The following is a 20,313-nucleotide window of genomic DNA, read 5'->3' as shown; positions in this document are numbered from 1 at the left end:
TTGCTACCAGAAATCGGGCAGGCTGTATCGATAGGTGTTGGTCTGGTGCCAGTGGTGGTTGCCGTCGACCCACGCGGCCACGCCTCGCAGGAAGCGCTGCACACTCGGGACGGGACAGTTGGCGGTCAGGGCTGCGGCTTCGGCCTCGAAGGCGCGCATGAGGTCGTTGTGGACCTCGACCGACTTCAGATAGGCGTCCCGGTCGGAGAGGCCCTCACGTTCGGCGATCACGACGGGCAGGTTCAGGTGCCGGCCCGGAGCGTCGAGTTCCTTGGTGTACGAGTACAGGTCGTTCACGATGGTCGTCGCGTTCCCCGCGAGCGCGATGACCTTCTGCATGTCGCCCTGGGCGTGCAGGTCCATCGGCAGTTCGTAGCCGCCGACGGTGTCGGTGATGGTGGGGCAGGGGCGGAAGTTGTTGAACTGGCGCATCGCCAGGTACTCCCACACCTCGGGTACGTGGTCCAGCTGTGCCCAGGCGGCTTCGGCGAGATACCCCATGTGCAGCCGGGCCATGTCGTGCCGGAACCGGTCGCTCTGGGAAGGGGTGGCCGCCTGGGAGAAGTAGCTCATGGCGGAGCGGTAGGCGCGCCGGGGCGCGTCCGCCTCGAGCGACTTCGCCCACTGCCCCTGGTACTCCCCCGTCGTGTACACGGGGTCGAGTGCCGTGTGCGCCAGCAGAAGGCGTTCGCCGAGGCCGACGGGCGAACCCCCGTGGTCCTCGCAGTAGTAGTCGTCCACCGCGTTCTCGGCCACCATCAGACGGGTGGCGATCATCAGGTGGTCGACGGTGGGTGCGTCCGGATGGCAGCCGACCATGTAGCGGCCCACGGAGAAGCCGTCGAACTGCTCCTCCAGATCCTTGGGATACAGGGAGACCTCGTCCAACGCCCAGGACTTGATCCTTCGGCTGACCTCTTCGACCCGCTTCGGGTCGGGCTCGGCCACCTGATGGTGGTAGAGACCGGGGATCGGCCTGCCCTTCGCCGTGGCCGCCGACGGCTCCGAAGGCGTCGGCGGCTGCTCCCGCGGGATCAGCCGCAGGCCCGCCGTGCCCAGGCCGCTGGGGCCGCGCAGGATCCGTTCCAGGCCGGGGATCGGTGGCGGCACCTCGGCTGTCGGAGCGTCGGGGGGCAGCGGTGCCGGCACGGTGAGCGCGGGTGCAGCCGGCGCAGCGGGCAGGGCCGGCGCACCGGGCGACTCGCCGGTGGCCGCCTTGACATCGCAGGCACGGGCCGCGGCTTGAGCGAGGACATGAGCCCCGAAGTCGGCAGCGGCCACCGGCAGGCTCGACTGCGGAGGGGTCGGCTCGGGCGCGGGCATCGATGGCTCCTTTGTTGGCGTCTGTCCTGGGGTGTCGGGCCCGCTACCTGGGCCGGCGGGCGATCTGCACGTCCTCCAGGACGCCGACCGCGTCCGGGACGAGGATGGCGGCGGAGTAGTAGGCGCTGACGAGGTAGGAGGTGATCGCCTGCTCGTTGACGCCCATGAACCGCACCGACAGGCCCGGTTCGTACTCGTCCGGCAGACCCGTCTGATGAAGCCCGATGACACCCTGGTTGTCCTCGCCGGTACGCATACAGAGGATCGAGCTCGTCATCTCCCTCGTGATGGGAATCTTGTTGCAGGGAAGGATGGGCACCCCGCGCCAGGCCGGGACCTGCTGACCACCGAGGTCGACGTGGTCCGGATAGAGCCCGCGCGCGTTGAACTCACGCCCGATCGCCGCGATGGTCCTGGGGTGCGCGAGATAGAACTTCGACCCGCGACGGCGGCAGAGCAGCTCGTCCATGTCGTCCGGGGTCGGCGGGCCGGAGCGCGTCTGAATACGTTGCTTGAAGTCGGCGTTGTGGAGCAGACCGAACTCCCTGTTGTTGATCAGCTCGTGCTCCTGGCGCTCGCGCAACGCCTCGACGGTGAGCCTGAGTTGCTCCTTGGTCTGGTTCATCGGCTCGTTGTAGAGGTCGGAGACCCTCGTGTGGATCCGCAGGATGGTCTGCGCGACCGAGAGTTCGTACTCGCGGGGTTTCACCTCGTAGTCGACGAACGTGCCGGGCAGATCGTGCTCGCCGGTGTGGCCGGCCGACATCGCGATCTCCGCCTCGCCGCGGTGGTTCTGCCGTTGGCGGGGAAGGGACCTGAACCTCTCGATGTGGTCCCGGAGGGCCGGCGCCATGGACAGCACGGCCTCGAAGTCGGCGCGCGACAGGGTGAGCAGGGTGCCCGAGGTCACGGCGGTGGCGGTGTGCTCCCAGGGGGCGTGCCCGTCCAGCAGGGCGTGGTCGCCGAACCGGTCACCATTGGCGAGTACGTCCAGGGCGACCTCGTCGCCGTACCCACCGACGGAGGTCCGGCTGATGCGGCCGTGGGCGATCAGGTGGAGTCGGTCCGCGGGGGCGCCGCGCTCCACCAGCGTCTCGCCGACCCGGAAGTCCCGTTGGACGCACCGATCGGCGAGGGCGGTCAGTACCTCCACGTCGTCGAAGCCGCGCAGCATGGCCAGTTCACCGAGTTCACGAGGAATCACCCGGACATCGGCGCCGTCCTGGACGAACTCCACGCTCCCGTCGCCGACGGTGTAGGTCAGGCGACGGTTCACCCGGTAGGCCCCGCCCTTGGCCTCCACCCAGGGGAGCATCCGCAGCAGCCAGCGAGAGGTGATCTCCTGCATCTGCGGGGCGGACTTGGTGGTGGTGGCGAGGTTGCGGGCGGCCGCCGTGCCCAGGGATTGCCGGGGCGGCTCCAGTTGCGCTTCCGGGCTCGAGTCAACAGTCATCGGGCGAGCTCTCCTTGCTCAGGGCGGTGAGGGCACCTGTATGGGCTCGTCGGACCAACAGGAGAAAAGGGGGTATTCAAGGGGGAATCCGTCCAGATCCAGGTGAACAGTAGTGGCCACTTCGTCCTGTGGACCAAGGAAAGCGGGCGACGTTAACTCGATACGATGATCGCGCCCCGCACGATGTTTGCCCGGCCGTCGACAGGGTTCGGCCGACGTGACGGGCGGCGTGGCCCCGGCGAGCGGCCGGTCGGCTGCAACGCTGGGGACCGCGTGTCGAGGTGCCGCGGAAGTTCCGTACCCCCAGGCCGTCTTGAACGCTCGGGCGTCGGCTCCTACCGCTTCTTGCCGGGTCGGTAGTCGGCGTTGGGGATGACCACACCGGTGAGCAGTCGGTCGGGGCCGACCTGCCAGGCCCGGATGATGGCTTCCGGGGGTGCGTGGTCGCCGTTGACCCGTTTCCCGTCGATCTCGTAGACCCAGTCCTCGCCGGGCTCGCCGTGCAGGGCTGCCTTGACCAGTTCGTCAGGCACGTCGATGCCCGCCCGGTCGGCCGCCTCCATCGCGGCGATCCGCCACTGGAGCGCGTCCCGCACCTCCTCCCAGCCCAGACCTGTCGCGATGTCGAGCGAGCGGCGACAGCACTCCGCGGCCTCGGCGAACCGGTCCTGGGCGCGCAGGACGAACGACATACCGGACAGGACGCGCATCTCGCCGGACAGGTCATCGAGTCGCCGGTATCCGTCAAGAGCCTCGGTCAGGACGGCGTACGCCTCCGGCAGCCGGTCCGCCGACCGATAGACGTCCCCGGCGCGCACGAGGACATCGGCATGGTCGGCCAGCCGCGCCGGATCTGCCGCGGCGCGGCGCCCGCTGTCCACGATCAGCTTCTCGATGTCTCTGACTTCCTTGCGCAGTTTCCTGTTCATTCATCCCCCTGTCGGTCTCCGGCTCTCACGGTCCTCGGTGCACATACGCTGCCCAGTCCACAGGGTGGGCCCGCTCACGCAGCTCGTCGAGCGTCTCGTGCAGAGCGCGCGCCGCGCTGTCGGCGTCCAGTTCGCCGCTGCGGGAAAGCCGGGAGTAGACCGCCTCGGCCATCTGCGCGGCGTACCGGTCCTCGATGTGCCACTGGGTCGCGACCACGTGCCGGTAGCCGACGAGTTGGAGGACCGCCGACAGGTGCAGTGCCTCATCGATGAGCCGGCCGCTGCCCAACGTCGTCATGCACGCGGACAGGTACGCCAACTGCGCCCCCTCCAGGCGCCGGTCGGCGAGATCGAGAACGGTGAGCGGACCATCCGACAGCACGATCCCGGTGTGCAGGGGCCGCTCGGGATCAGGCTGTGTGTGCCCGGCCAGGTGCAGCCACGAGTGCTCGGTCAGCGCCCGCAACACCGCGGTGCGGGTGGCTTGTGACCCCGTCCGGACGTCAGCCGCTCGGGCGGCACCACGGCGGTGAGCCCGGCGAGCTCCTGGCGTACCTCGGGCAGCGTGGGCTGCCGCCCGTCTCCCTCGGCCACCCCGACGGCAAGCACACGGGCGGGTGCCGTGTCCGGGTTGTGCCGGGCACGCAGCAGCGCGCTGAGCCCGGAGACATAGGAGGGCACGACCCGTCCGGGCACCGACCGGGTCGGATCCGCGCCGGAACCGTAGTGACCGGCCGCGTGCACCGGCAGGAAGGTCAGCGGTCCCGTCGGGCACCACCACAGGCGTGGCAGTGGTTCCGCCGGCGTGCCGGTGAACCCGAGTGCGTCGAGCACGGGCTCGGTGACCGTGTCCCACAGCCAGGCCAGCATGTCCACCAGTTCCTCGCGGAAGCGCTCGCGCACGAGGAAGTCCTTCGGACCCCTGAACTGAGCCGCGTAGGACAGGGACTCCAGATAGGTGTTGCACCTCTCCAGCGCGGACTCGTGGCTCAGCCCGATCAGGGGCACCAGGGTCACCTGCCCGTCCGCCACCACCAGCGCGTCGCAGCGGTCCTCGGCGACGTTGAGCCAGACAACGGGGCCCTCGTCGGAGGCGTGGCGCAGCCGGTCGAAGGGCACGGGGGTCAGGAAGTCCGTCCAGCCGGGGAGGCCGCGCACCTCCTGCACCGTCACGTCCCAGAGCCTGCTCAGCCGCGTCCGCTCCTCGTCGTCCGCGGTGTCGCCGTCCAGTCCCCGGCGCGCGGCGTGCAGTCGGTCCACCAACTCAGGTGCGGTCACTGCCAGTTCCGACAGGTCGGACCGCAGACGCAGGCTCTGGCCCCAGAGCACCGAAGTGCCCTGTTCGAGCATTTCGACAGCGTTTTCCAGCCTGCCCAGGCGTACCGCGACGGCCGCTGCCACGCTCGCCAGGCCGCGCACGTTCTCCAGTGCCGATTCGCGGCTGACCCGGTCCAGGCCGTGCCAGGCGATGACCTGCAGCAGGTCGACCGCGGTGTGCAACGCGGTCAGGGCCGCGTCGGCATCGCCCCGGCGTTCGGCCGTCCCCGCCCAGACGAGCGCCGTCGTCAGCCGCAGCCTCGGCGCCGCCGTGGTCGAGAAGACGACGGCGCGGAGCACTTCGAGGGCCTCGGCCAGGTCGGCGTCAGCGCCGTCGCGGTCGTGCCTGCGCAGCAGGATGTTGCTGAGATTGGTCAGATGCCGTCCCATCGCCGGATCGTGCGGCGGGGTGAGGTCGACCGCACGGCGCACCAGGGTGATCGCCTCGTCCAAGTCGGCGTCGTTCCCGGCGTGTTCGAACCGGTCGTGCAGGGCGGACGCGAGGTTGGACAGCACGACGGACCGGCCCAGCGGATCCCCCGCGTCACGCTCGACGGCCTCCCTGTAGAGCCGGATGGCTCCGTCGAGATCATCTCGGTCGCCGGACCGTTCGAAGCGTGCGTGCAGGAGGACTCCGAGGTTCGAGCGGACGGGCCCGTATGCGGAGCGGCCAGGGTCCAGATGTTCGACGGACACTTCGGCGGTGTGGATGGCCAGGTCGAGGTCGGCGTCCTTGTCGGTCCGGAGGAAGTGCAGGCGCAGGGCCATGGCGAGGTTCGCCATCCGGCTCGCCCAGTCCGGATCGTGGGTGGCGGTCTTGTTGACCGCCTGCCTGCTCGCCTTCAGTATCTCGTCCAGGTCGGTGATCGCACCTGCTCGTTCGTACCGCGTGGTCAGTAACCCGCTCAAGTCGTCGAGCAGGCTCGCCAGTTCCACGCGGGCCGGACGTGCGGTGATCAGCAGGCGGGTGAGCGCGATCGTCTCGTCGAGGTCCTCGGGCGTGCCGCGCAGCCGGTGGCGGACCGACAGCAACTGCCGCAGCCTGCCGGTGACTTCGGCCCAGCGCGGGTGGTCGGCGGGGAAGCCCGGCTGGGCCCGTCGGCCGGCGGCTATGGCGTCGTCGAGGTCCTCGGGCCGCCCGGCGAGTTCGAACCGCGTGACCAGAGCCTCGGCGAGGCGCATCATGTCGGTGGGGCCGGCGGCCGGGCCCGCGCTCAGTGCTCGCTGCCGTGCCACGAACTCGTCGAGTCGGGCCGGATCGACGACCGGCCGCGATGCCACAGACGACTCGCGCGCCTCAACTCCCGCGCGTGGCCGCCCAGTCAGTCGTGCCACCCAGTCGCGCACACCGATCATATTGCCATCATCCGTTACTACACTGGTGAAGTTCCACGTATGCGGGGGAGGACGAGGTTGATGCCGAGCGAGCCGGCCGCCGCCGAGACAGTCGATGTGCCCTACCAGGTGAGCACGGCGTACCGGTGGACCGAACGTGCTTTCCGCCTGATCGAGTCGGGAGGGATGCGGGCCGGCGTGGTCGTCGGCGGGGGAGTGGTGACGGCGACCGTCGGTGGCCCGTGCCCACGGTGCGGGCATCAGTTCGTCGACCGGCAGGTCGGCCAGGCGGTCACCCCGGTGAGGGGCGGACACGGCACGGAGCCCCTGCCGCCGACAGTGGTCATCGACGTCAGTTGTGGCTGCGGCGAGCCCCACGAAGGCGCACCCGAGCAGGTCACGGGATGCGGCGTCGCCTTCCGGGTCCAGTTGGTGCTCGACGCGGACGATCCGGACGAGGCGGCCCCATGAGCATGCCGCCGCGCTACCGGGCCCTGCTGCCCGACCGCCCGCCCACGCCCTCCGATCTGACCGAACGGGCCGAGTTCGAGCGGCTCATCGACGACTCACTGCCTCGGGTGCAGGACAGCGCGGAGAAGTGGCGCAACGGCCTTGCCGCGTTCATCACCCTGGTGACCACCGGTTTTGTCATCAAGGGACGGGACGTGGTCGGCGACATGCCCGTCGGCTGGCGGATCGCCATCACGACGCTGGTCGCGCTCGGCCTCGCCGCCAGCGTGATCGGGCTGTGGCAGGCGCTGGCCGCCCAGGCGGGCGGTCGCTGGCTGACGCTGACCCTGGCCGATGTCCACGAACGGTACGGATCGGTCCGGGCCCTCCGGGTCGCCGCCGCCCGCCGCGCCGGGGCCAGGCTCGACGTCGCCCGTGCCGCCGTGGCCGTGGGCCTGGTGTGCCTGTTGGCAGGGGTCGGCCTGACATGGTGGGCCCCCGCACCCACGGCCGCCGCCTCCCCGCCCTCCTACCTGAAGGTCGAACACGGCTCCACGGCAACCTGCGGCGTCCTGAGATCGGCCGACGGCGGGATGCTCCGCCTGACGGTGGCGGGAAGGCACATCGCCGCCGTCATCCCGATGGCGCAGGTGAGCAACTTGTCCGTGGTGACTGCCTGCGGCTGAGGAGGCCAGTCCGACGACGAGCAGGACAGCGTCGATCGCCGCAGAGTGCGTTGTGGCTGGTCGCGCAGTTCCCCGCGCCCCTGAAAGACAAGAGCACGGGGCGCAGCCCCTGCTCTTGGGGGCGCGGGGAACTGCGCGACCAGCCCTCACCGGGCCGCACTCAGCCTGCCGGTCAGCCTCTCTCGGCGGGGAGTCGACCGCGTGATCATTGGCCGGTCACGTTGGCGGTGACCATTCGGAGCAGTTGCTTGATGGTGGCGTCCTGCTCTGCGCTCAGGCCCATCGCGTCACCGATCGCGACAGGAACCGTGCGGGCCCTGTCCCGGAGTTCGATACCGGCCTCGGTGAGGTGGATGGCGACAGAACGCTCATCATCGGGACGCCGCTCGCGTCGCAGCAGGCCCGCCGCCTCGAGGCGCTTCAGGAGCGGTGACAGTGTGCTGGACTCGAGTTGGAGGGCCGCCCCCAGGCTGCTCACCGAGATCGAGTCCTGTTCCCAGAGGACGAGCATCACCAGGTACTGCGGGTAGGTCAGTCCGAGCGTGTCGAGCAGAGGCCGGTAGCGGGCGGTGACCGCCCGGGAGGCGGCGTACAGGGCGAAGCACACCTGGTCGTCCAGGATCAGCGACCCCTCGGGCCGTTCTGCGGCGGTTTGTTCCACGATGCGGCTCCTGGTGTCCGTGCTGATCATCGACGTCGACCACGTTACCGTCCAAGTCTCCTCGATTATATCGAGCCCTAATAAGTTGCGCACGATCTAATGGCTCGCTACTCTTCTGCTTGTGCCACCGCTTCCGACCGGGACTACCGTCGGGAGTGCTCCGCGGCACCCGTACCCAGGAGGTCGCCATGACCGACACCAACGCCCGTCCCGTGCTCGAACCCGCCGCCCAGTCCTTCGTCGAGGCCACCGCGAACCCGCCGTACCTGTTCGACCTCGGTCCGGTCGAGGGCCGCAAGACCGTCGACGAGGTCCAGTCCGGTGACATCGCCAAGCCGGACGTCGACGAGGAGTGGGTCACCGTCTCCGGGGGGCCGACCGGCCGGGTCCGCGCCCGTGTCGTCCGCCCGGCCGGAGCCACCGGCACTCTCCCGGTGATCCTCTACATCCATGGCGCGGGCTGGGTCTTCGGCAACGCGCACACCCACGACCGCCTGGTGCGTGAACTCGCCGTCGGCGCGGGCGCGGCCGTGGTCTTCCCCGAGTACGACCTCTCGCCCGAGGCCCGCTACCCGGTCGCCATCGAGCAGAACTACGCAGTCGCCCGCTGGATCGTCACCGACGGAGCCGCCAAGGGCCTCGACGCCACCCGTATCGCCGTGGCCGGAGACTCGGTCGGCGGCAATATGAGCGCCGCGCTCACGCTCATGGCCAAGGAGCGGGGTGACGTCCCACTGGTACAGCAGGTGCTGTTCTACCCGGTTACCGACGCGGCCTTCGACACGCCCTCCTATCACCAGTTCGCCGAGGGCTACTTCCTGCGGCGCGACGCCATGCAGTGGTTCTGGGACCAGTACACGTCCGACGAGAAGCAGCGCGACGAGATCACCGCGAGCCCTCTGCGAGCCTCCGCCGAGCAGCTGCGCGAGCTGCCCCCGGCCCTCGTGATCACTGCCGAGGCCGACGTCCTGCGCGACGAGGGCGAGGCCTACGCCAACAAGCTCCGCCAGGCCGGCGTACCCGTCACCGCGGTCCGCTACCAGGGCATCATCCACGACTTCGTCATGCTCAACGCCCTGCGCGAGACCCAGGCCGCCGAGGCCGCGATCAACCAGGCGATCCTCACCTTGCGCACGGCCTTCGGTACCACCGGCCGGATGTGAACCACCGCGAATCGCAGGTATGGCGGCCGCTCCGGCTGCCTGGGCAGGACATCTAGGGACGCATCAGACCGACCTGCTGTGCGGTGAGGAAGAGGTCGGACCCGCTGTCCATGCCGGTCATGATGTGGTGGGCGATGGGGCGGAACCGGGAGGCCTCGGTGATGGCGATGACGAAGCGCAGCATGCCGCGCGCCTGGGCGGTGCGGTCGGTGCCGCGGACGCCGAGGTCCCTGAGGCTCTCCTCGAGGCCGGACCCGCTCAGGTCGACGGCGGTCAGCGACTGGTTCGCGACGCGGGCGAGAGCGTCGTAGCCCTGCTTGCCGAGAAACCAGTTGTCGTCGGTGACGTCCTCCTTGTCGGGGACGTCGGAGACGAGGTTCAGGGCGAAGTCGTGCGGGGTGTCGCTGGAGACGAACCGCACGACGCGGAAGTCGCTGAGCCGTACGGTCGCGTGCAGAGTCGGGACCGTGTTGCCGCTGCTGATCACGATGTCGGCGAAACCGCGGCCGTCGGTCGAGGTCTCGGCGAGGTTCCGCAGTTGGTCGAGCATTGTCAGATAGGTGTCCGAGCCGCGGTTGATGTCCCAGCAGACCTGTGGGAAGTTGACGCGTTTCCTGCCGGCGACGGTCTCGGTACCCCCGGTCGGCAGCGCCATCACCAGGAATCCGAGCAGGACGGACAAGGCGACCGTGATGAGGACGCTGGTGGGCATGGAGTGCTCCGGGTTGTTCGACGCGCTGGGGTGTCACGACCGACACTCACCGCCGAAAGGTTGTTTGGCAGGCCCCTGTTGCCGCCGCGTACAAATAAAGAAGCCGGTTTAGGGGCCATTTGCCCGAATCTAGGGCGGCAGCTGCTTCACGTCGCGGCTCGCCGCGCACGTTTCGCGGAGCGACGGCGGCGGTCAGGCCACGGCAGGGTGAAGCAGGGTGTAGGAGTCACTCGCGCGGCAGCAGGTCGAGCCACGCGCGCTCCATACCCGGGCCCGGACGCGAAGGCACCTCGGGAGCCGTCCGCGCCGCGATGGATCTCGGGGGCCGTATCGCCCTACCGGTCCCGGGGCGCATGGTCGGCTGTCGTGGAACGACGACCATCCATCCGGGGCTGTAGGAGTTCGGCACCGGGAAACGTTGCCAGTCGCGCGCCCAGCGCGGTGGCTTCCCCAAGCGGAGGACCAGCGCACTGGGTCGCGCCGGGGAAACCGTCTCAGAGACAGTGCAGCCCGCGGTGTGGGCGATGGGAATCGTCGAGGTGTTCCCTGCGAGGACACATGGCGGGTGAACCCCGTGTTCGCGCAGCACGGCGGCGATCCTCTTCCAGTCGCCGCGGGCCCGCTGCTGGATGCTCGCATGAGTGTGGACGAGATCGACCTGGATGCCCACATGCCCGAGGAGTGCCAGGGTGAGCACCGCGGCTGTCGGCAGCGAGCGGCGGGCGCGGGCCCGGCGGACGACGGCGAGGAGCCCGACAGCGGCGGGAAGCGCCAGCAGGGCGTAGGCCGGCAGCAGGAACCGTGGCGCCGCGTAGGGGACGAGGAAGAGATACGGCGCCGCCGCGGCCACCGCGACCGCCACCGCCAGCCACAGCGGCGCGGTGGACCGGCGCGCCCGGCGCTCCGCCCACAGTCCCAGGCCGACCAGCAGCGGCAGCAGCACCCACCACTCCGTCACAGGCAGCCGTACGCTGTCGCCCGTGCAGGGGCGACACAGCAGCGGGCCGTCCAGCGCGGTGAGATGGGCGCCCAGGGTGAAGACGGCCCGCAGGCCGCCCTGGACCTCGTCGGCCTCCGCGAGCCGGTTCCGCACTCCGCCGAACCGCACCTCCGCCTCGACGATCCATGGCAGCGCACCTGCCACGAGTCCGGCCGCCACGGCTGACAGACGCCCCCGGAGGCGGCCGTGGCCGCGCAGTGTGGGCATCAGCAGGGCTGCCAGGAGCAGCGGCACGGCGACGGCCACCCCGTCATTGGGTCGCATCAGGGTCACCATCGCCAGGCCTGCCGCGACACCCGCGTACCGGGGGCGCGGCGCGAGGAAACAGCCCACCGCGGCGGTGGCACCCGTCGCGGTGTAGTGGTTGGGCATCGCGGAACCGGCGTAGAACAAGGTGATCCACAGGCTGCCGTACAGTCCGGCCGCCACCCACACCGCCGCCGGGCGACGCACGATCCGCAGCCAGGGCCGGAATCCCAGCCAGAGTGCTCCGCCGGCCAGCAGAAGCAGCCACACCCTGAGCAGCACCGTCGAGTTGCTCCACGAGGCGATCGGAGCAAGCAGCAGGGGGACCCCGCGGGTACGCGGGGCGCTGAAGGGGGTCGCGGGACCGTACGGTCCGAAGCGGCTGGCGTACACGAGCTCGTCCCAGCCGAGCCGCAGTGTGAGCGGCACGAGGACGGCCGACAGCAGACAGAACCCGGCGGCCACGATCCACAGCATCCGCTGCGCCGAGGCCACCGCGCGATCCGTGTTCATCCGGCCCGGCCCGTCGGCCGGGCCGGGTGGTGGCTGTTGCGTTTCCGCTGCGGAGATCATCGCTTCGGGGGAGGACATACGCTTTTCCTCGGTGGCTCAGAGTGCCGGGATCCGGCCTGACCGCACCGACACTGGCAACCGGAAAGTTGTTTGGCACCCCTCTTTTACCAGGTCAGACAATCCTGTGGACGGTTCTCGGTTAGCGACCCACCTCTGATGCTGGTCACACAGAGTGTCCACGCGGCTGTCGTGGTGGCTGTTCTGCTGCGTTCCGCGTTGGGGAGGTTGAGGGCCGGTGCGCTGTGACACCGGCCCTTTCGCACATCGCCGGCTACAGGGCGACGACCTGCCATTCCTGGTTGGTCCCGCCCGTGTTGGGCCACTGGACGATCGCGGCGCCGTCCGCGGTGGAGGCGTCCTTGACGTCGGCGCACCAGCCGTTGCCGACGTTGACCAGGCGGTAGTAGCCGCTGGTCGCGGGGACCAGGTTCCACCACTGGTTGCCGGAGTCGGTGTCGCTCGGCTGGTCGAGGGCCGCGCCCTGGGCGGAGCCGCCGGGACTGTCCAGGACCTTGCCGCTGCGGACGTTGGACAGCCGGTAGGAGCCGTCGGTGTTGGCCAGCAGCTTCCACTGCTGGTTGGTGCCGCCGGTCGAGGGCCACTGGATGACGGCCGCCCCGTCGGCGCTGGAGGCTCCGTTGACGTCCAGTACCTTGCCGCTCTTGCGGTTGACCACCTTGAACGTGCCCAGGTCCGCGGCGAAGGGCCGGTCGTGGACCTCGAGGTTGCGGATGGAGGCCCAGGCCCCGGAGGGCAGCCCGGTGACGGTCACCCGTATGTACCGTGCCGAGGCGCTGAACATGGCGACCTGGACCTGGCTGGTGCTGGTGGTGCCGGTTCGGTCGGCCAGCATGGACCAGTTGCTGTTGTCGGTGGAGCCCTCGATCCTGTACCGGTAGTTGGTGGCGTCCAGTTCCCAGGCGATCCGGGCGCCGGTGAGCGACCTGGTCGCCCCCAGGTCCACCTTGAGCCAGTTCCCGGTGTTGCCGTTGCCCGCGCACCAGCGGCTCGAGGTGGAGCCGTCGACCGCCTTGGCAGCCGTATTGCCCTTGGAGGTCTCCTCGCTGCTCGCTGTGGCGGTCCTGCCGGCGGCGATGTCGGCCGGCTGGACCGTCCGGTCCAGGGTGACACCGACGACGCTGTCCTCGGGGATGCGGGTGCGGTTGATGCCGGTGACGGTCACCTTGCCGCTGCCGTCCACGCTGAACGGCAGGTCGGTGCCCGACGCCACGTCGAAGACCCGGGTGACCGTCGCGTCGCCGATCTGAGGGGTGGTGAAGGAAGTGCCGCTGTAGCCGGGCAGCAGGTGGACGTAGAAGGTCTTGTCCTTGTATGTGTAGCCGTACTGGCCGTCGACCGGGTTCCACGGGCCGCCGCGGGTGCCGTACACGGCCGCCCCGCACGTGGTCAGGAAGGAACCGATCTGCCGTACCAGGGACTGCTGGGCACTGGGGACGGCGCCCGTGCGGTCCGGGCCGATGTTGACCAGGCACGTCATGTTACGCACCCAGGCGTTGACCAGGATGTTCATGGCGTTGCCGAAGCTCATGACGCCGGAGCCGGCCCGGTAGCCCCAGGCGCCGCCGATGGTGAACGTCTTCTCCGACACCTTGCCGGTGCGAATGGCGCCGCTCGGGACGGAGGGGCCCTCCTCGCTGGCGAAGTCACCGATCCAGCCCGCGCGCATAGTGGTGACGGCATCGCCACTCGTTGGCCATGTCGCGGAACTTGCCGGGCTCCCAGAAGAAGGCGGCGTCCGCATCGGAGCCCTGCTGGCCCAGCCAGCCGCCGTCCCACCAGATGTCGTCGATCTTGCCGTACTGGGTGACCAGCTCCTTGACCTGCTGGTACACCTCGTTCTTCATGATCCGCGCGTTCTCCTTGTGTGCGGGATCGGTGGTGTAACCCCAGGCGTTGGGCAGGCAGTTGGTGCCGCGGACGTCGTAGTAGCCGGGGTAGCGCCAGTTCAGGGGGGAGAAGTACAGGCCCACCTTCAGTCCGGCATCGCGTACGGCGGTGACGTACTGGCCGACGAAGTCCTTCTGCAGGGGGGCCTGCCCGGCGTGCCAGGCGTTCGGGTGGGTTCGGCGGTGGCGAGCGTTGTGCCATCGGGGTTGGTCAGGACCCCGGCGAGCGGATTCGTGCGCCAGGCGCGGGTGAGCGTCGAGGCGAGGTCGAGGGTGTGGACCGTGCCCCCTTCGAGATATCGCAGCAGGGGCCGCGAGGAGTCGAAGGCGAGACCGGAGAGCAGTTCGTTGTCCAGGGAGTGCCGGAAAACGGGGGCGCCGCCGCTGGGCAGACGCCAGACTCTGATGTCCTGGCCGCCGCCGGTCGCCAGGAACGAGCCGTCCGAGCTCACGACAGCCCCGAGGACACCCGGGTGGGCGACGTCGGCGAGCTCTCGCCCCGACGTGGTGTCCCAGACACGCGCGCGGCGGCCCTCGGTGAGAGCGACGAGCCGGCCGCTGCAGAGGCTGAGGCTGAGGCTGGTGCTGTCACCACAGACGCCGCGAGCGCTCGACCAGGCACCGGGACGCACCCTGCCCGTGGAGGTGTCCCAGAGCTGCGGGGACCGGCCGCGCAGGCAGACGGCCAGCAGCCGGTCGCCGTCGCCCGCCGCGTCGGCGAGCCGCCGCGCACCGCCGGCCGACGGCGTCCGGAAGACCAGTTGGCCGTCGGCGACGGAGTACACCTCAACCCGGCCGTCGACCAGGTTCTTCGCCAGGTAGGTGCGGCCACTCGCCCCGAAGCTCACGGTGTACATGGGCGGCAGGGGATCCCCGATCCAGCGCCTCGTTCGGGTGTTCCACAGCCGCTGGGTCCTGTCGGCGCCCTGGATGACGAGCACCCGGTTGCCCGGCCCCGCGGCGAGTATCGCCCCGTGCGGTACCGGCCCCGAGGCGATACGGCGATGGGTGCCCACATCCCACGTCCGCCAGGTGCTGTTGTCGCTGGTACTGAGCAGGGTGCGCCCGGATGAGTCGAGGAACCGACTCGGGGTGTCACCGGGCGCCGGGTCGGTGAAGTTGTCCAGTTCGGGCTGGGCCAGTGCGCCCAGCAGGCCGCGGCGGGACTCCGGCAGCGGAGAAACGCGCCATGCGGCGACACCGAGCAGCATCGCGGTGCGCGGGTCGGTGGTACGCAGCGCGTCAGCGACCGCGGCCACCCGGCGGGCCGCCGTGTCGGTGGTCTGCCTCTCACTGTCCTGACGCAGTCGCACGGCGATCAGGCCGACGACCAGGGCCACCGCCAGCACGGCGCAGAGCGAGGCCGTGAGTGTGCGGCTCCGGCGCCGGGCCCGGGTGGCGGCCCGCTCCTCCGTCGTCCGCTGCTCCGCCGCGGTGACGAGGAAAGCCGTCTCCTCGGACGTCAGACCGTCGTAGCCGCGTCCGTCGCCCGCGAACACTTCCTCGGCCCGCGCCAGGCGGGTGCCCCGGTAGAGCGTGCCCGGGTCGCGGTCGTGCTCCAGCCAGGTGCGGGCGGCATCGGTCAGCTGCCGGTGGTGGCGCAGCCGCTCCCGGTCCGTGTCGATCTACTCGCGCAGCCGCGGCCAGCCAGTGATGAGCGCCTCGTGGGCGAGCTGCACTCCGCCGTCGTCGCTGGTCAGCAGCCGCGCCTGGGTCAGCCGCCGGGTGACGGCTCGTACTTCGGGGTCCTCCCATCCCGCCATCTCCTCCCAGCTGAGCGGGCGGCGCGTGTCGGCGTTGCCCTGGCCGGGCTCGACCATCCGCAGGAGCAGGTGCCGGGCAGCGTGCGCCTGCGCCGGTGAGAGTTCTCCGTACGCCTCCTCGGCGCTGACCGCGATCGCGCCGCGCACCCCGCCGGCCGCTTCGTACGCGGCCAGGGTCAGCATCCGTCCCTTGCGCCGCCGCCAGGTCTCCAACAGGGCGTGGGACAGCATCGGCAGTCCGCCGGGCTCGTCGAGAACGTCCTCGACGATCCGTGCGGTCAGTGTCCGCTCCACGATGAGCCCGGCCGCCTGCGCGGGACCGATCACCGCTTCGCGCAGTTCGTCGGCGGTCATGGACCTGACCATAAGCCCGCTCCCGTGCAGCGCCTCCGCCAGTCGCGGGTGCTCGGCGCACCGCGCATAGAAGTCGGAACGTACGGCGATGAGCACGCGCAGTCGGCTTTCCGGGTCGCGCGCGGTGAGCAGAAGGTCGAGGAAGCGGTCCCGCTCGGCGCGTTCGCGGCAGAGAGTGAAGACTTCCTCGAACTGATCCACCACCACCCAGCTCTCCGGATCGTCGGCCTTCGGCGTCAGCAGATGTCCGTAGGTCGTAGCGGGCCGAGCTCCCGGGGTGAGGATCCGCAGCACCGCCTGATTCCCCTCCTGCGCGGTCTTCTCCCGCAGCAGGGGGATCAGACCGGCCCGCAGCAGAGAGGACTTGCCGCTGCCGGACGCCCCGAACACCACGGCGAAACGGGACCCGCACCCCGGCTCTCTCAGCTCGTCGATCAGTCGGTCCCGGCCGAAGAACAGCGCGTGGTCGTCCGGCTCGAAACGTGCGAGGCCACGGAAGGGCGGTGCGGCGTCGGCATCCTCCTGCCTTCCCTCTCCAACCAGCGCCTCGGCCTCCGCCCACCGTGCCTCCCACGGAGCGGGATCCACCCCGCATGCCCGGACGTACGCCTGGAACACAGCCAACGACGGCAGTCGCTCGCCGCTCGCCGCTTTCGCCAGGGTCGTCACCGAGAAGCCGGCCTTCTTCGCCATGGTCCGATACGACACGCCCCCCGCCGAGGAACGCAGCTCCCGAAGATCGTGGGCCAGTCGCTGCACGGGACCGGCTGCCGGGTCGACCGGTAGTTCGGGACGTCCCATCGCGAAGCCTCTTTCACCTACAAGAAAACATGCTGATCAGCGGTCCAAGATGGCTCGCGCTAGGCAGGCATCCTCGGCCCCCGACGCGGAAGCGAGGAACTCCGGTGTCGCTCAGGGGGTGTGCTCACTTGTGCCGTCGTGGGCGAGTTCGGTGAGGGCACGGTCGAGGGTGTGGGTGAAGAAGTCGACGGCGGTGGGGTCGATGCACAACGGCGGCTTGATCTTGAGGATGTTGAGGTGGTCGCCGGTGGGCTGGACGATGACACCGAGGTCGAGCATGCGGTCGCAGAGTTCGGCGGTCTCCTCGGTGGCGGGTTCCAGAGTGGTGTGGTCACGGACGAGTTCGAGACCGAGGTAGAGACCGGAGCCGTGGACGGCGCCGATGATTCCGTGGCGGGTCGCGAGAGCCTGGAGCCCGTCCTTGAGCCGGGCGCCGGTGCGCACGGCGTTGCCTTGGAGGTCCTCGTCCCGGAGGGTGTCCAGGACGGTGAGGCCGGCGATGCTGGAGACGGGGCTGCCGCCGGTGGAGGAGAAGAAGTAGCCCTGGTCGCGATAGCGGTCGGCGATGGCGCGGGTAGTGATGACGGCGCCGAGGGGATGGCCGTTGCCCATGGCCTTGGCGACGCAGACGACGTCGGGGACGACCTGCTGCTGCTCGAAGCCCCAGAACCAGCTGCCCAGGCGGCCGTAACCGACTTGGATCTCGTCGGCGATGGCGAGTCCCCCATGTCGCCGCACCGCCGCGTACACCTGCTGGAGGTAGCCGTCGGGCAGGGCGACGCCGCCGGCGTTGCCGTAGAAGGACTCACTGAGGAAGGCGCCCGCCGGGTGACCGGAGGCGGCCATCCTGTCGATCACCTGGACAGCCTCGGGGGCGTAGTTGCCGGCCTGTTCGTCGCGCCAACGCCCCCGGTAGGAGTTGGGCGAGTCGACGGTGTGGACCCAGCGCGGGCGGGTGGCGAGTGCGTTGGGGTTGTCCTGGAGGGAGGTGGAGACGGCGTCGGAAGCGTAGGTCCAGCCGTGGTAGGCCTCTCGCAGGGCGACGACCTCGTGCTGCCCGGTCGCGCCGATGGCGAGCCGAATCGCCAGGTCGACCGCCTCGGAGCCCGAGTTGACCAGGAACACCGTGTCCAGTGGGTCGGGCAGCAGCGCGGCGAGGCGCTCGGCGAATTCCACGACGGCGGCGTAGTGGAAGCGGGAGTTGGTGTTGAGCTTGCGCACTTGCCGCGCGACCGCCTGTTCGATGCGGGGGTGGGCGTGGCCGAGCGGGGTGACGTTGTTGACCATGTCCAGATATGAGCGGCCCTCGGTGGAGACCAGGTGGTGCCGCCAGCCGCGTTCGATGCGCGGCGGGTTGTCGTAGTAGTGCTCCTGGACCGTGGCGAATACGGCGTCGCGCCGCGCGAGCAGGTCGCCATCCGGCGCGCTACCGGCGGCGGGCAACCCGATGAGCGGGGTGGGATCGGCGGTGAGCGCGAGCCAGCCGGCGGCGTACTCGGGCCGCACGAGCGCCGGGACCGTGGGTGCGCCGGGCTCCTGCAGCGAGACGTGGACACGGGCGCCTGCGGGCAGGGCGACCAGCGGTTCACCTGCGCGCAGGGGAATGTCAGTGGGCGGGATGGGGGCGACGGTGTCGGGGAAGGACAGGTGCAGCACGTGGGGGCCGAACGTGACGGCCGCGTGGCCGGGCACTGCCGCGAGCAACTCGCCGTCGCCTGGCGCCTGCAGGACGGCGGGGCCGTCGAGCCACAGGTCGACACCGGTGGCGATGGTGGCGGGTGAGGCGGTGGACAGGGCCGGGGCCGCGGTGAGCCGCGCCTGGCCGTAGTGGGTGGCGACGGTGGCAGCGCCCTCGGAGAGCAGGGCAGCTGCGAGGTGGTCGTCGGCTGCTTCGGCCAGCCAGGCGCCGTGGTCCGTGGTGTCGGACCCGACGGACAGGTCGAGCACTGCGATACCCGCGGGGTCCAGTTCGGCCAGCACAGGAAGTGCGGGCTCTGCCGGGGTGACCCGGTCGTGGATCAGGCCGAGCGCCTCGGTGATCAGGTGGGTCATCACCGCGGTCGGTACGGCGGTGGCCTGCTGGAAGATGCGCCACTCCCGGTCGAGGGCGGCATGGACGTAGGCGTTGTCGCCGTCGACGGCGGCCTGGTGACGGCCGCTGACCACAAGGGTGGCCGCCCGGAGTACGACCAGGGGCCACAGAGCGGCGACCTCGAAGGTGGAGAGCGGGCGGATCTCGTGGAAGGCGCGGACTGCGGGCAGGACGTTGTGCGGTTGCACGCCGTCGTGGTGGAGAACCGAGGACAGCGATACAGCCAGCTCGCACACGGCCCAACTGTCCGTCAAGTCACCCAGGTCGATGATCCCGTCGGGCAGCGGCAGGGTGCTGTCGGGGGAGCGGACCAGGTTGTCGTCGGTGAGGTCCAGATGCACGGCCTGGCGAGGGAGCCGGTCGGCGACCTCCACCACAGCGGCCCAGGCATCCGTGGTCGCCGCCAGTACGGCAGACCTGCGCTCGGCCTCTGCGACGTGGTCCAGGAGTCGCGCGACCACTCGGTCCGCGTGGCGGGGGTCCCACTGCAGGACCCGCTCCAGCCCCGGATGCTCGAAGGACCGGAGGGCGTTGCTCACCTGGCCCGCGACGCGGCCCATGGCCGCAACCGTCCGGGGAGACAGATGGCGCGGGCCCGAGAGTGTCCCACCGGGCAGGTACCGCAGAAGGCGGGCAGTGACCGGGCCGCCGTCGGCCGGCACGAGGGCGATCCGGCGTTTGCCCCCTGCGTCGCGCAGTACGGTCGCCAGGCGCAGACCGGGTTGACTGTCGGCGATCAGGTCGGCGGCCATGTCCTGGGCGTCGATCTCGGTCGCGGTGAAAGCCGGGTTCGCGATCTTGAGAACCGCTACGGGCGTCCCCTGTGCGGTCAGCAGGAAGTTGGCGTCCTGCTGGCTGCCCAGTGACTCGGCCCGGACCGTGAGACCGAAGTGCTCGGCGGCGATCCGGCCGGCCTCGTCGGCCGTCAGCCGCGGGGCCGGCAGGGCCTCGTGGGTGAAGAAATCGACGGTGGGTGACTTGTCGTACGTCATGCCGGATCCTCGGCTGTTGGGAAGGAGAGGGGATGAATGCATGACGGCCGGCCACTCGTGACATCAGGCCGACGTGCTCAGGTGACGTCCCACAGGAAACGGTGGGTGTGGATCCCGAAGTACGGGAAGCTCTCCACCGCCGCGATGCCCTCGACGGGGCGCACGACGTCGTTGACGAAGTCCAGCAGGTCATGCGGACGGCGGCACACGACCTCCGCGAACAGGTCGAAGGTGCCGGAAGTGAGCACGGCGTAGACGACCTCGTCATGGCGTGAGAGCTCGTCGGCCACCGCACGGGGATCACCGTCCACGCGTAGGCCGAGCAGGGCCATGGCCTGCCCGCCCATGCTCATCGGGTCGGTGACCCCGACGACCTGCACCACCTTGGCGTCGATCATCCGCTGCAGCCGCTGGCGCGCAGCCGAGGGCGACAGCCCGACCTTCGGCCCGAGGTCGGCGTACGGGATCCGCCCGTCCGCCTGCAACTCCCGAAGGATCGCCCCGTCGATTTCGTCCACAGTCCTCACCTCCCGATGTGCTCAAGCAGCAAACCATG

Annotated in this window: 17 protein-coding genes; 3 read left to right on the top strand and 14 right to left on the bottom strand. The window is 70.1% G+C overall.

Translation table 11 applies throughout. The features are described from left to right. Positions 1-3: 3 nt before the first annotated feature. The 5 genes from PV396_RS11860 to PV396_RS11840 form a co-directional block, all read right to left on the bottom strand. Positions 4-1,323, bottom strand: a complete 1,320-nt coding sequence (locus PV396_RS11860) for a family 2 encapsulin nanocompartment cargo protein terpene cyclase (RefSeq protein WP_319203422.1) — start codon at positions 1,321-1,323, stop codon at positions 4-6. A 43-nt stretch (positions 1,324-1,366) separates the two neighbouring features. Continuing rightward, entirely contained in the window at positions 1,367-2,776 is a 1,410-nt protein-coding gene (locus PV396_RS11855) for a family 2B encapsulin nanocompartment shell protein (protein ID WP_319203420.1), read from the bottom strand. Positions 2,777-3,111: 335 nt separating this feature from the next. After that, positions 3,112-3,705, bottom strand: a complete 594-nt coding sequence (locus PV396_RS11850) for a tetratricopeptide repeat protein (RefSeq protein WP_319203418.1) — start codon at positions 3,703-3,705, stop codon at positions 3,112-3,114. A gap of 25 nt (positions 3,706-3,730) precedes the next feature. Then, entirely contained in the window at positions 3,731-4,174 is a 444-nt protein-coding gene (locus PV396_RS11845; RefSeq protein WP_319203416.1) for a CHAT domain-containing protein, read from the bottom strand. Beyond that, the gene (locus PV396_RS11840; protein WP_319203413.1) at positions 4,159-6,303 is read right to left on the bottom strand and encodes a tetratricopeptide repeat protein; all 2,145 of its coding nucleotides are present in this window, start codon (positions 6,301-6,303) and stop codon (positions 4,159-4,161) included. Before PV396_RS11840 ends, PV396_RS11845 begins: the two co-directional genes overlap by 16 nt. 135 nt (positions 6,304-6,438) lie before the next feature. Between PV396_RS11840 and PV396_RS11835 the strand changes: the two genes are divergently transcribed. Both PV396_RS11835 and PV396_RS11830 read left to right on the top strand, forming a co-directional pair. Next, the gene (locus tag PV396_RS11835) at positions 6,439-6,828 is read left to right on the top strand and encodes a hypothetical protein (protein WP_319203411.1); all 390 of its coding nucleotides are present in this window, start codon (positions 6,439-6,441) and stop codon (positions 6,826-6,828) included. Further along, positions 6,825-7,493 carry a hypothetical protein gene (locus PV396_RS11830; RefSeq protein WP_319203409.1) on the top strand — a complete coding sequence of 223 codons (669 nt, stop codon included), beginning with the start codon at positions 6,825-6,827 and terminating at the stop codon, positions 7,491-7,493. Before PV396_RS11835 ends, PV396_RS11830 begins: the two co-directional genes overlap by 4 nt. Before the next feature lie 205 nt (positions 7,494-7,698). On the opposite strand, the gene PV396_RS11825 is transcribed toward PV396_RS11830, so the two are convergent. After that, positions 7,699-8,184: a MarR family winged helix-turn-helix transcriptional regulator gene (locus tag PV396_RS11825; RefSeq protein WP_416071380.1), complete on the bottom strand. Its 486-nt coding sequence runs from the start codon at positions 8,182-8,184 to the stop codon at positions 7,699-7,701. A gap of 158 nt (positions 8,185-8,342) precedes the next feature. Between PV396_RS11825 and PV396_RS11820 the strand changes: the two genes are divergently transcribed. Beyond that, the gene (locus tag PV396_RS11820; protein WP_319203406.1) at positions 8,343-9,317 is read left to right on the top strand and encodes an alpha/beta hydrolase; all 975 of its coding nucleotides are present in this window, start codon (positions 8,343-8,345) and stop codon (positions 9,315-9,317) included. A 52-nt stretch (positions 9,318-9,369) separates the two neighbouring features. On the opposite strand, the gene PV396_RS11815 is transcribed toward PV396_RS11820, so the two are convergent. The 8 genes from PV396_RS11815 to PV396_RS11780 form a co-directional block, all read right to left on the bottom strand. Continuing rightward, positions 9,370-10,029 carry a ribosome-inactivating family protein gene (locus PV396_RS11815; RefSeq protein WP_319203404.1) on the bottom strand — a complete coding sequence of 220 codons (660 nt, stop codon included), beginning with the start codon at positions 10,027-10,029 and terminating at the stop codon, positions 9,370-9,372. Positions 10,030-10,255: 226 nt separating this feature from the next. Beyond that, the gene (locus tag PV396_RS11810; RefSeq protein ID WP_319203402.1) at positions 10,256-11,866 is read right to left on the bottom strand and encodes a hypothetical protein; all 1,611 of its coding nucleotides are present in this window, start codon (positions 11,864-11,866) and stop codon (positions 10,256-10,258) included. Between the two features lie 253 nt (positions 11,867-12,119). Further along, positions 12,120-13,535: an RICIN domain-containing protein gene (locus PV396_RS11805; protein WP_319203400.1), complete on the bottom strand. Its 1,416-nt coding sequence runs from the start codon at positions 13,533-13,535 to the stop codon at positions 12,120-12,122. Further along, a complete protein-coding gene (locus PV396_RS11800; RefSeq protein ID WP_319204075.1) occupies positions 13,513-13,896 on the bottom strand; it encodes an alpha-L-fucosidase in 384 nt (127 codons plus the stop codon). Before PV396_RS11800 ends, PV396_RS11805 begins: the two co-directional genes overlap by 23 nt. Continuing rightward, the gene (locus tag PV396_RS11795; RefSeq protein ID WP_319203398.1) at positions 13,842-15,254 is read right to left on the bottom strand and encodes a WD40 repeat domain-containing protein; all 1,413 of its coding nucleotides are present in this window, start codon (positions 15,252-15,254) and stop codon (positions 13,842-13,844) included. The genes PV396_RS11800 and PV396_RS11795 overlap by 55 nt, the downstream gene beginning before the upstream one ends. Positions 15,255-15,380: 126 nt before the next feature. Then, on the bottom strand, positions 15,381-16,673 hold the full coding sequence (locus PV396_RS11790) for a helix-turn-helix transcriptional regulator (protein WP_319203396.1): 1,293 nt from the start codon (positions 16,671-16,673) through the stop codon (positions 15,381-15,383). A 111-nt stretch (positions 16,674-16,784) separates the two neighbouring features. Continuing rightward, positions 16,785-19,757, bottom strand: a complete 2,973-nt coding sequence (locus PV396_RS11785; protein WP_319203394.1) for an aminotransferase — start codon at positions 19,755-19,757, stop codon at positions 16,785-16,787. A 77-nt stretch (positions 19,758-19,834) separates the two neighbouring features. Beyond that, positions 19,835-20,275: an Lrp/AsnC family transcriptional regulator gene (locus tag PV396_RS11780; protein WP_319203392.1), complete on the bottom strand. Its 441-nt coding sequence runs from the start codon at positions 20,273-20,275 to the stop codon at positions 19,835-19,837. Positions 20,276-20,313: the final 38 nt, after the last annotated feature.

Source organism: Streptomyces sp. ME02-8801-2C, assembly GCF_033793965.1.
Taxonomy (GTDB): domain Bacteria; phylum Actinomycetota; class Actinomycetes; order Streptomycetales; family Streptomycetaceae; genus Streptomyces.
Note: the sequence above shows the minus strand (reverse complement) of the source record. Positions and strands in the feature narration are given on the sequence as shown.

Coding starts and splice junctions, on each gene's coding strand:
- PV396_RS11825 (WP_416071380.1), bottom strand. CDS start 8,184: ATGATCAGCACGGACACCAGGAGCCGCATCGTGGAACAAACCGCCGCA.
- PV396_RS11805 (WP_319203400.1), bottom strand. CDS start 13,535: ATGCGCGCGGGCTGGATCGGTGACTTCGCCAGCGAGGAGGGCCCCTCC.
- PV396_RS11830 (WP_319203409.1), top strand. CDS start 6,825: ATGAGCATGCCGCCGCGCTACCGGGCCCTGCTGCCCGACCGCCCGCCC.
- PV396_RS11850 (WP_319203418.1), bottom strand. CDS start 3,705: ATGAACAGGAAACTGCGCAAGGAAGTCAGAGACATCGAGAAGCTGATC.
- PV396_RS11835 (WP_319203411.1), top strand. CDS start 6,439: ATGCCGAGCGAGCCGGCCGCCGCCGAGACAGTCGATGTGCCCTACCAG.
- PV396_RS11810 (WP_319203402.1), bottom strand. CDS start 11,866: ATGTCCTCCCCCGAAGCGATGATCTCCGCAGCGGAAACGCAACAGCCA.
- PV396_RS11855 (WP_319203420.1), bottom strand. CDS start 2,776: ATGACTGTTGACTCGAGCCCGGAAGCGCAACTGGAGCCGCCCCGGCAA.
- PV396_RS11815 (WP_319203404.1), bottom strand. CDS start 10,029: ATGCCCACCAGCGTCCTCATCACGGTCGCCTTGTCCGTCCTGCTCGGA.
- PV396_RS11790 (WP_319203396.1), bottom strand. CDS start 16,673: ATGGGACGTCCCGAACTACCGGTCGACCCGGCAGCCGGTCCCGTGCAG.
- PV396_RS11860 (WP_319203422.1), bottom strand. CDS start 1,323: ATGCCCGCGCCCGAGCCGACCCCTCCGCAGTCGAGCCTGCCGGTGGCC.
- PV396_RS11785 (WP_319203394.1), bottom strand. CDS start 19,757: ATGACGTACGACAAGTCACCCACCGTCGATTTCTTCACCCACGAGGCC.
- PV396_RS11820 (WP_319203406.1), top strand. CDS start 8,343: ATGACCGACACCAACGCCCGTCCCGTGCTCGAACCCGCCGCCCAGTCC.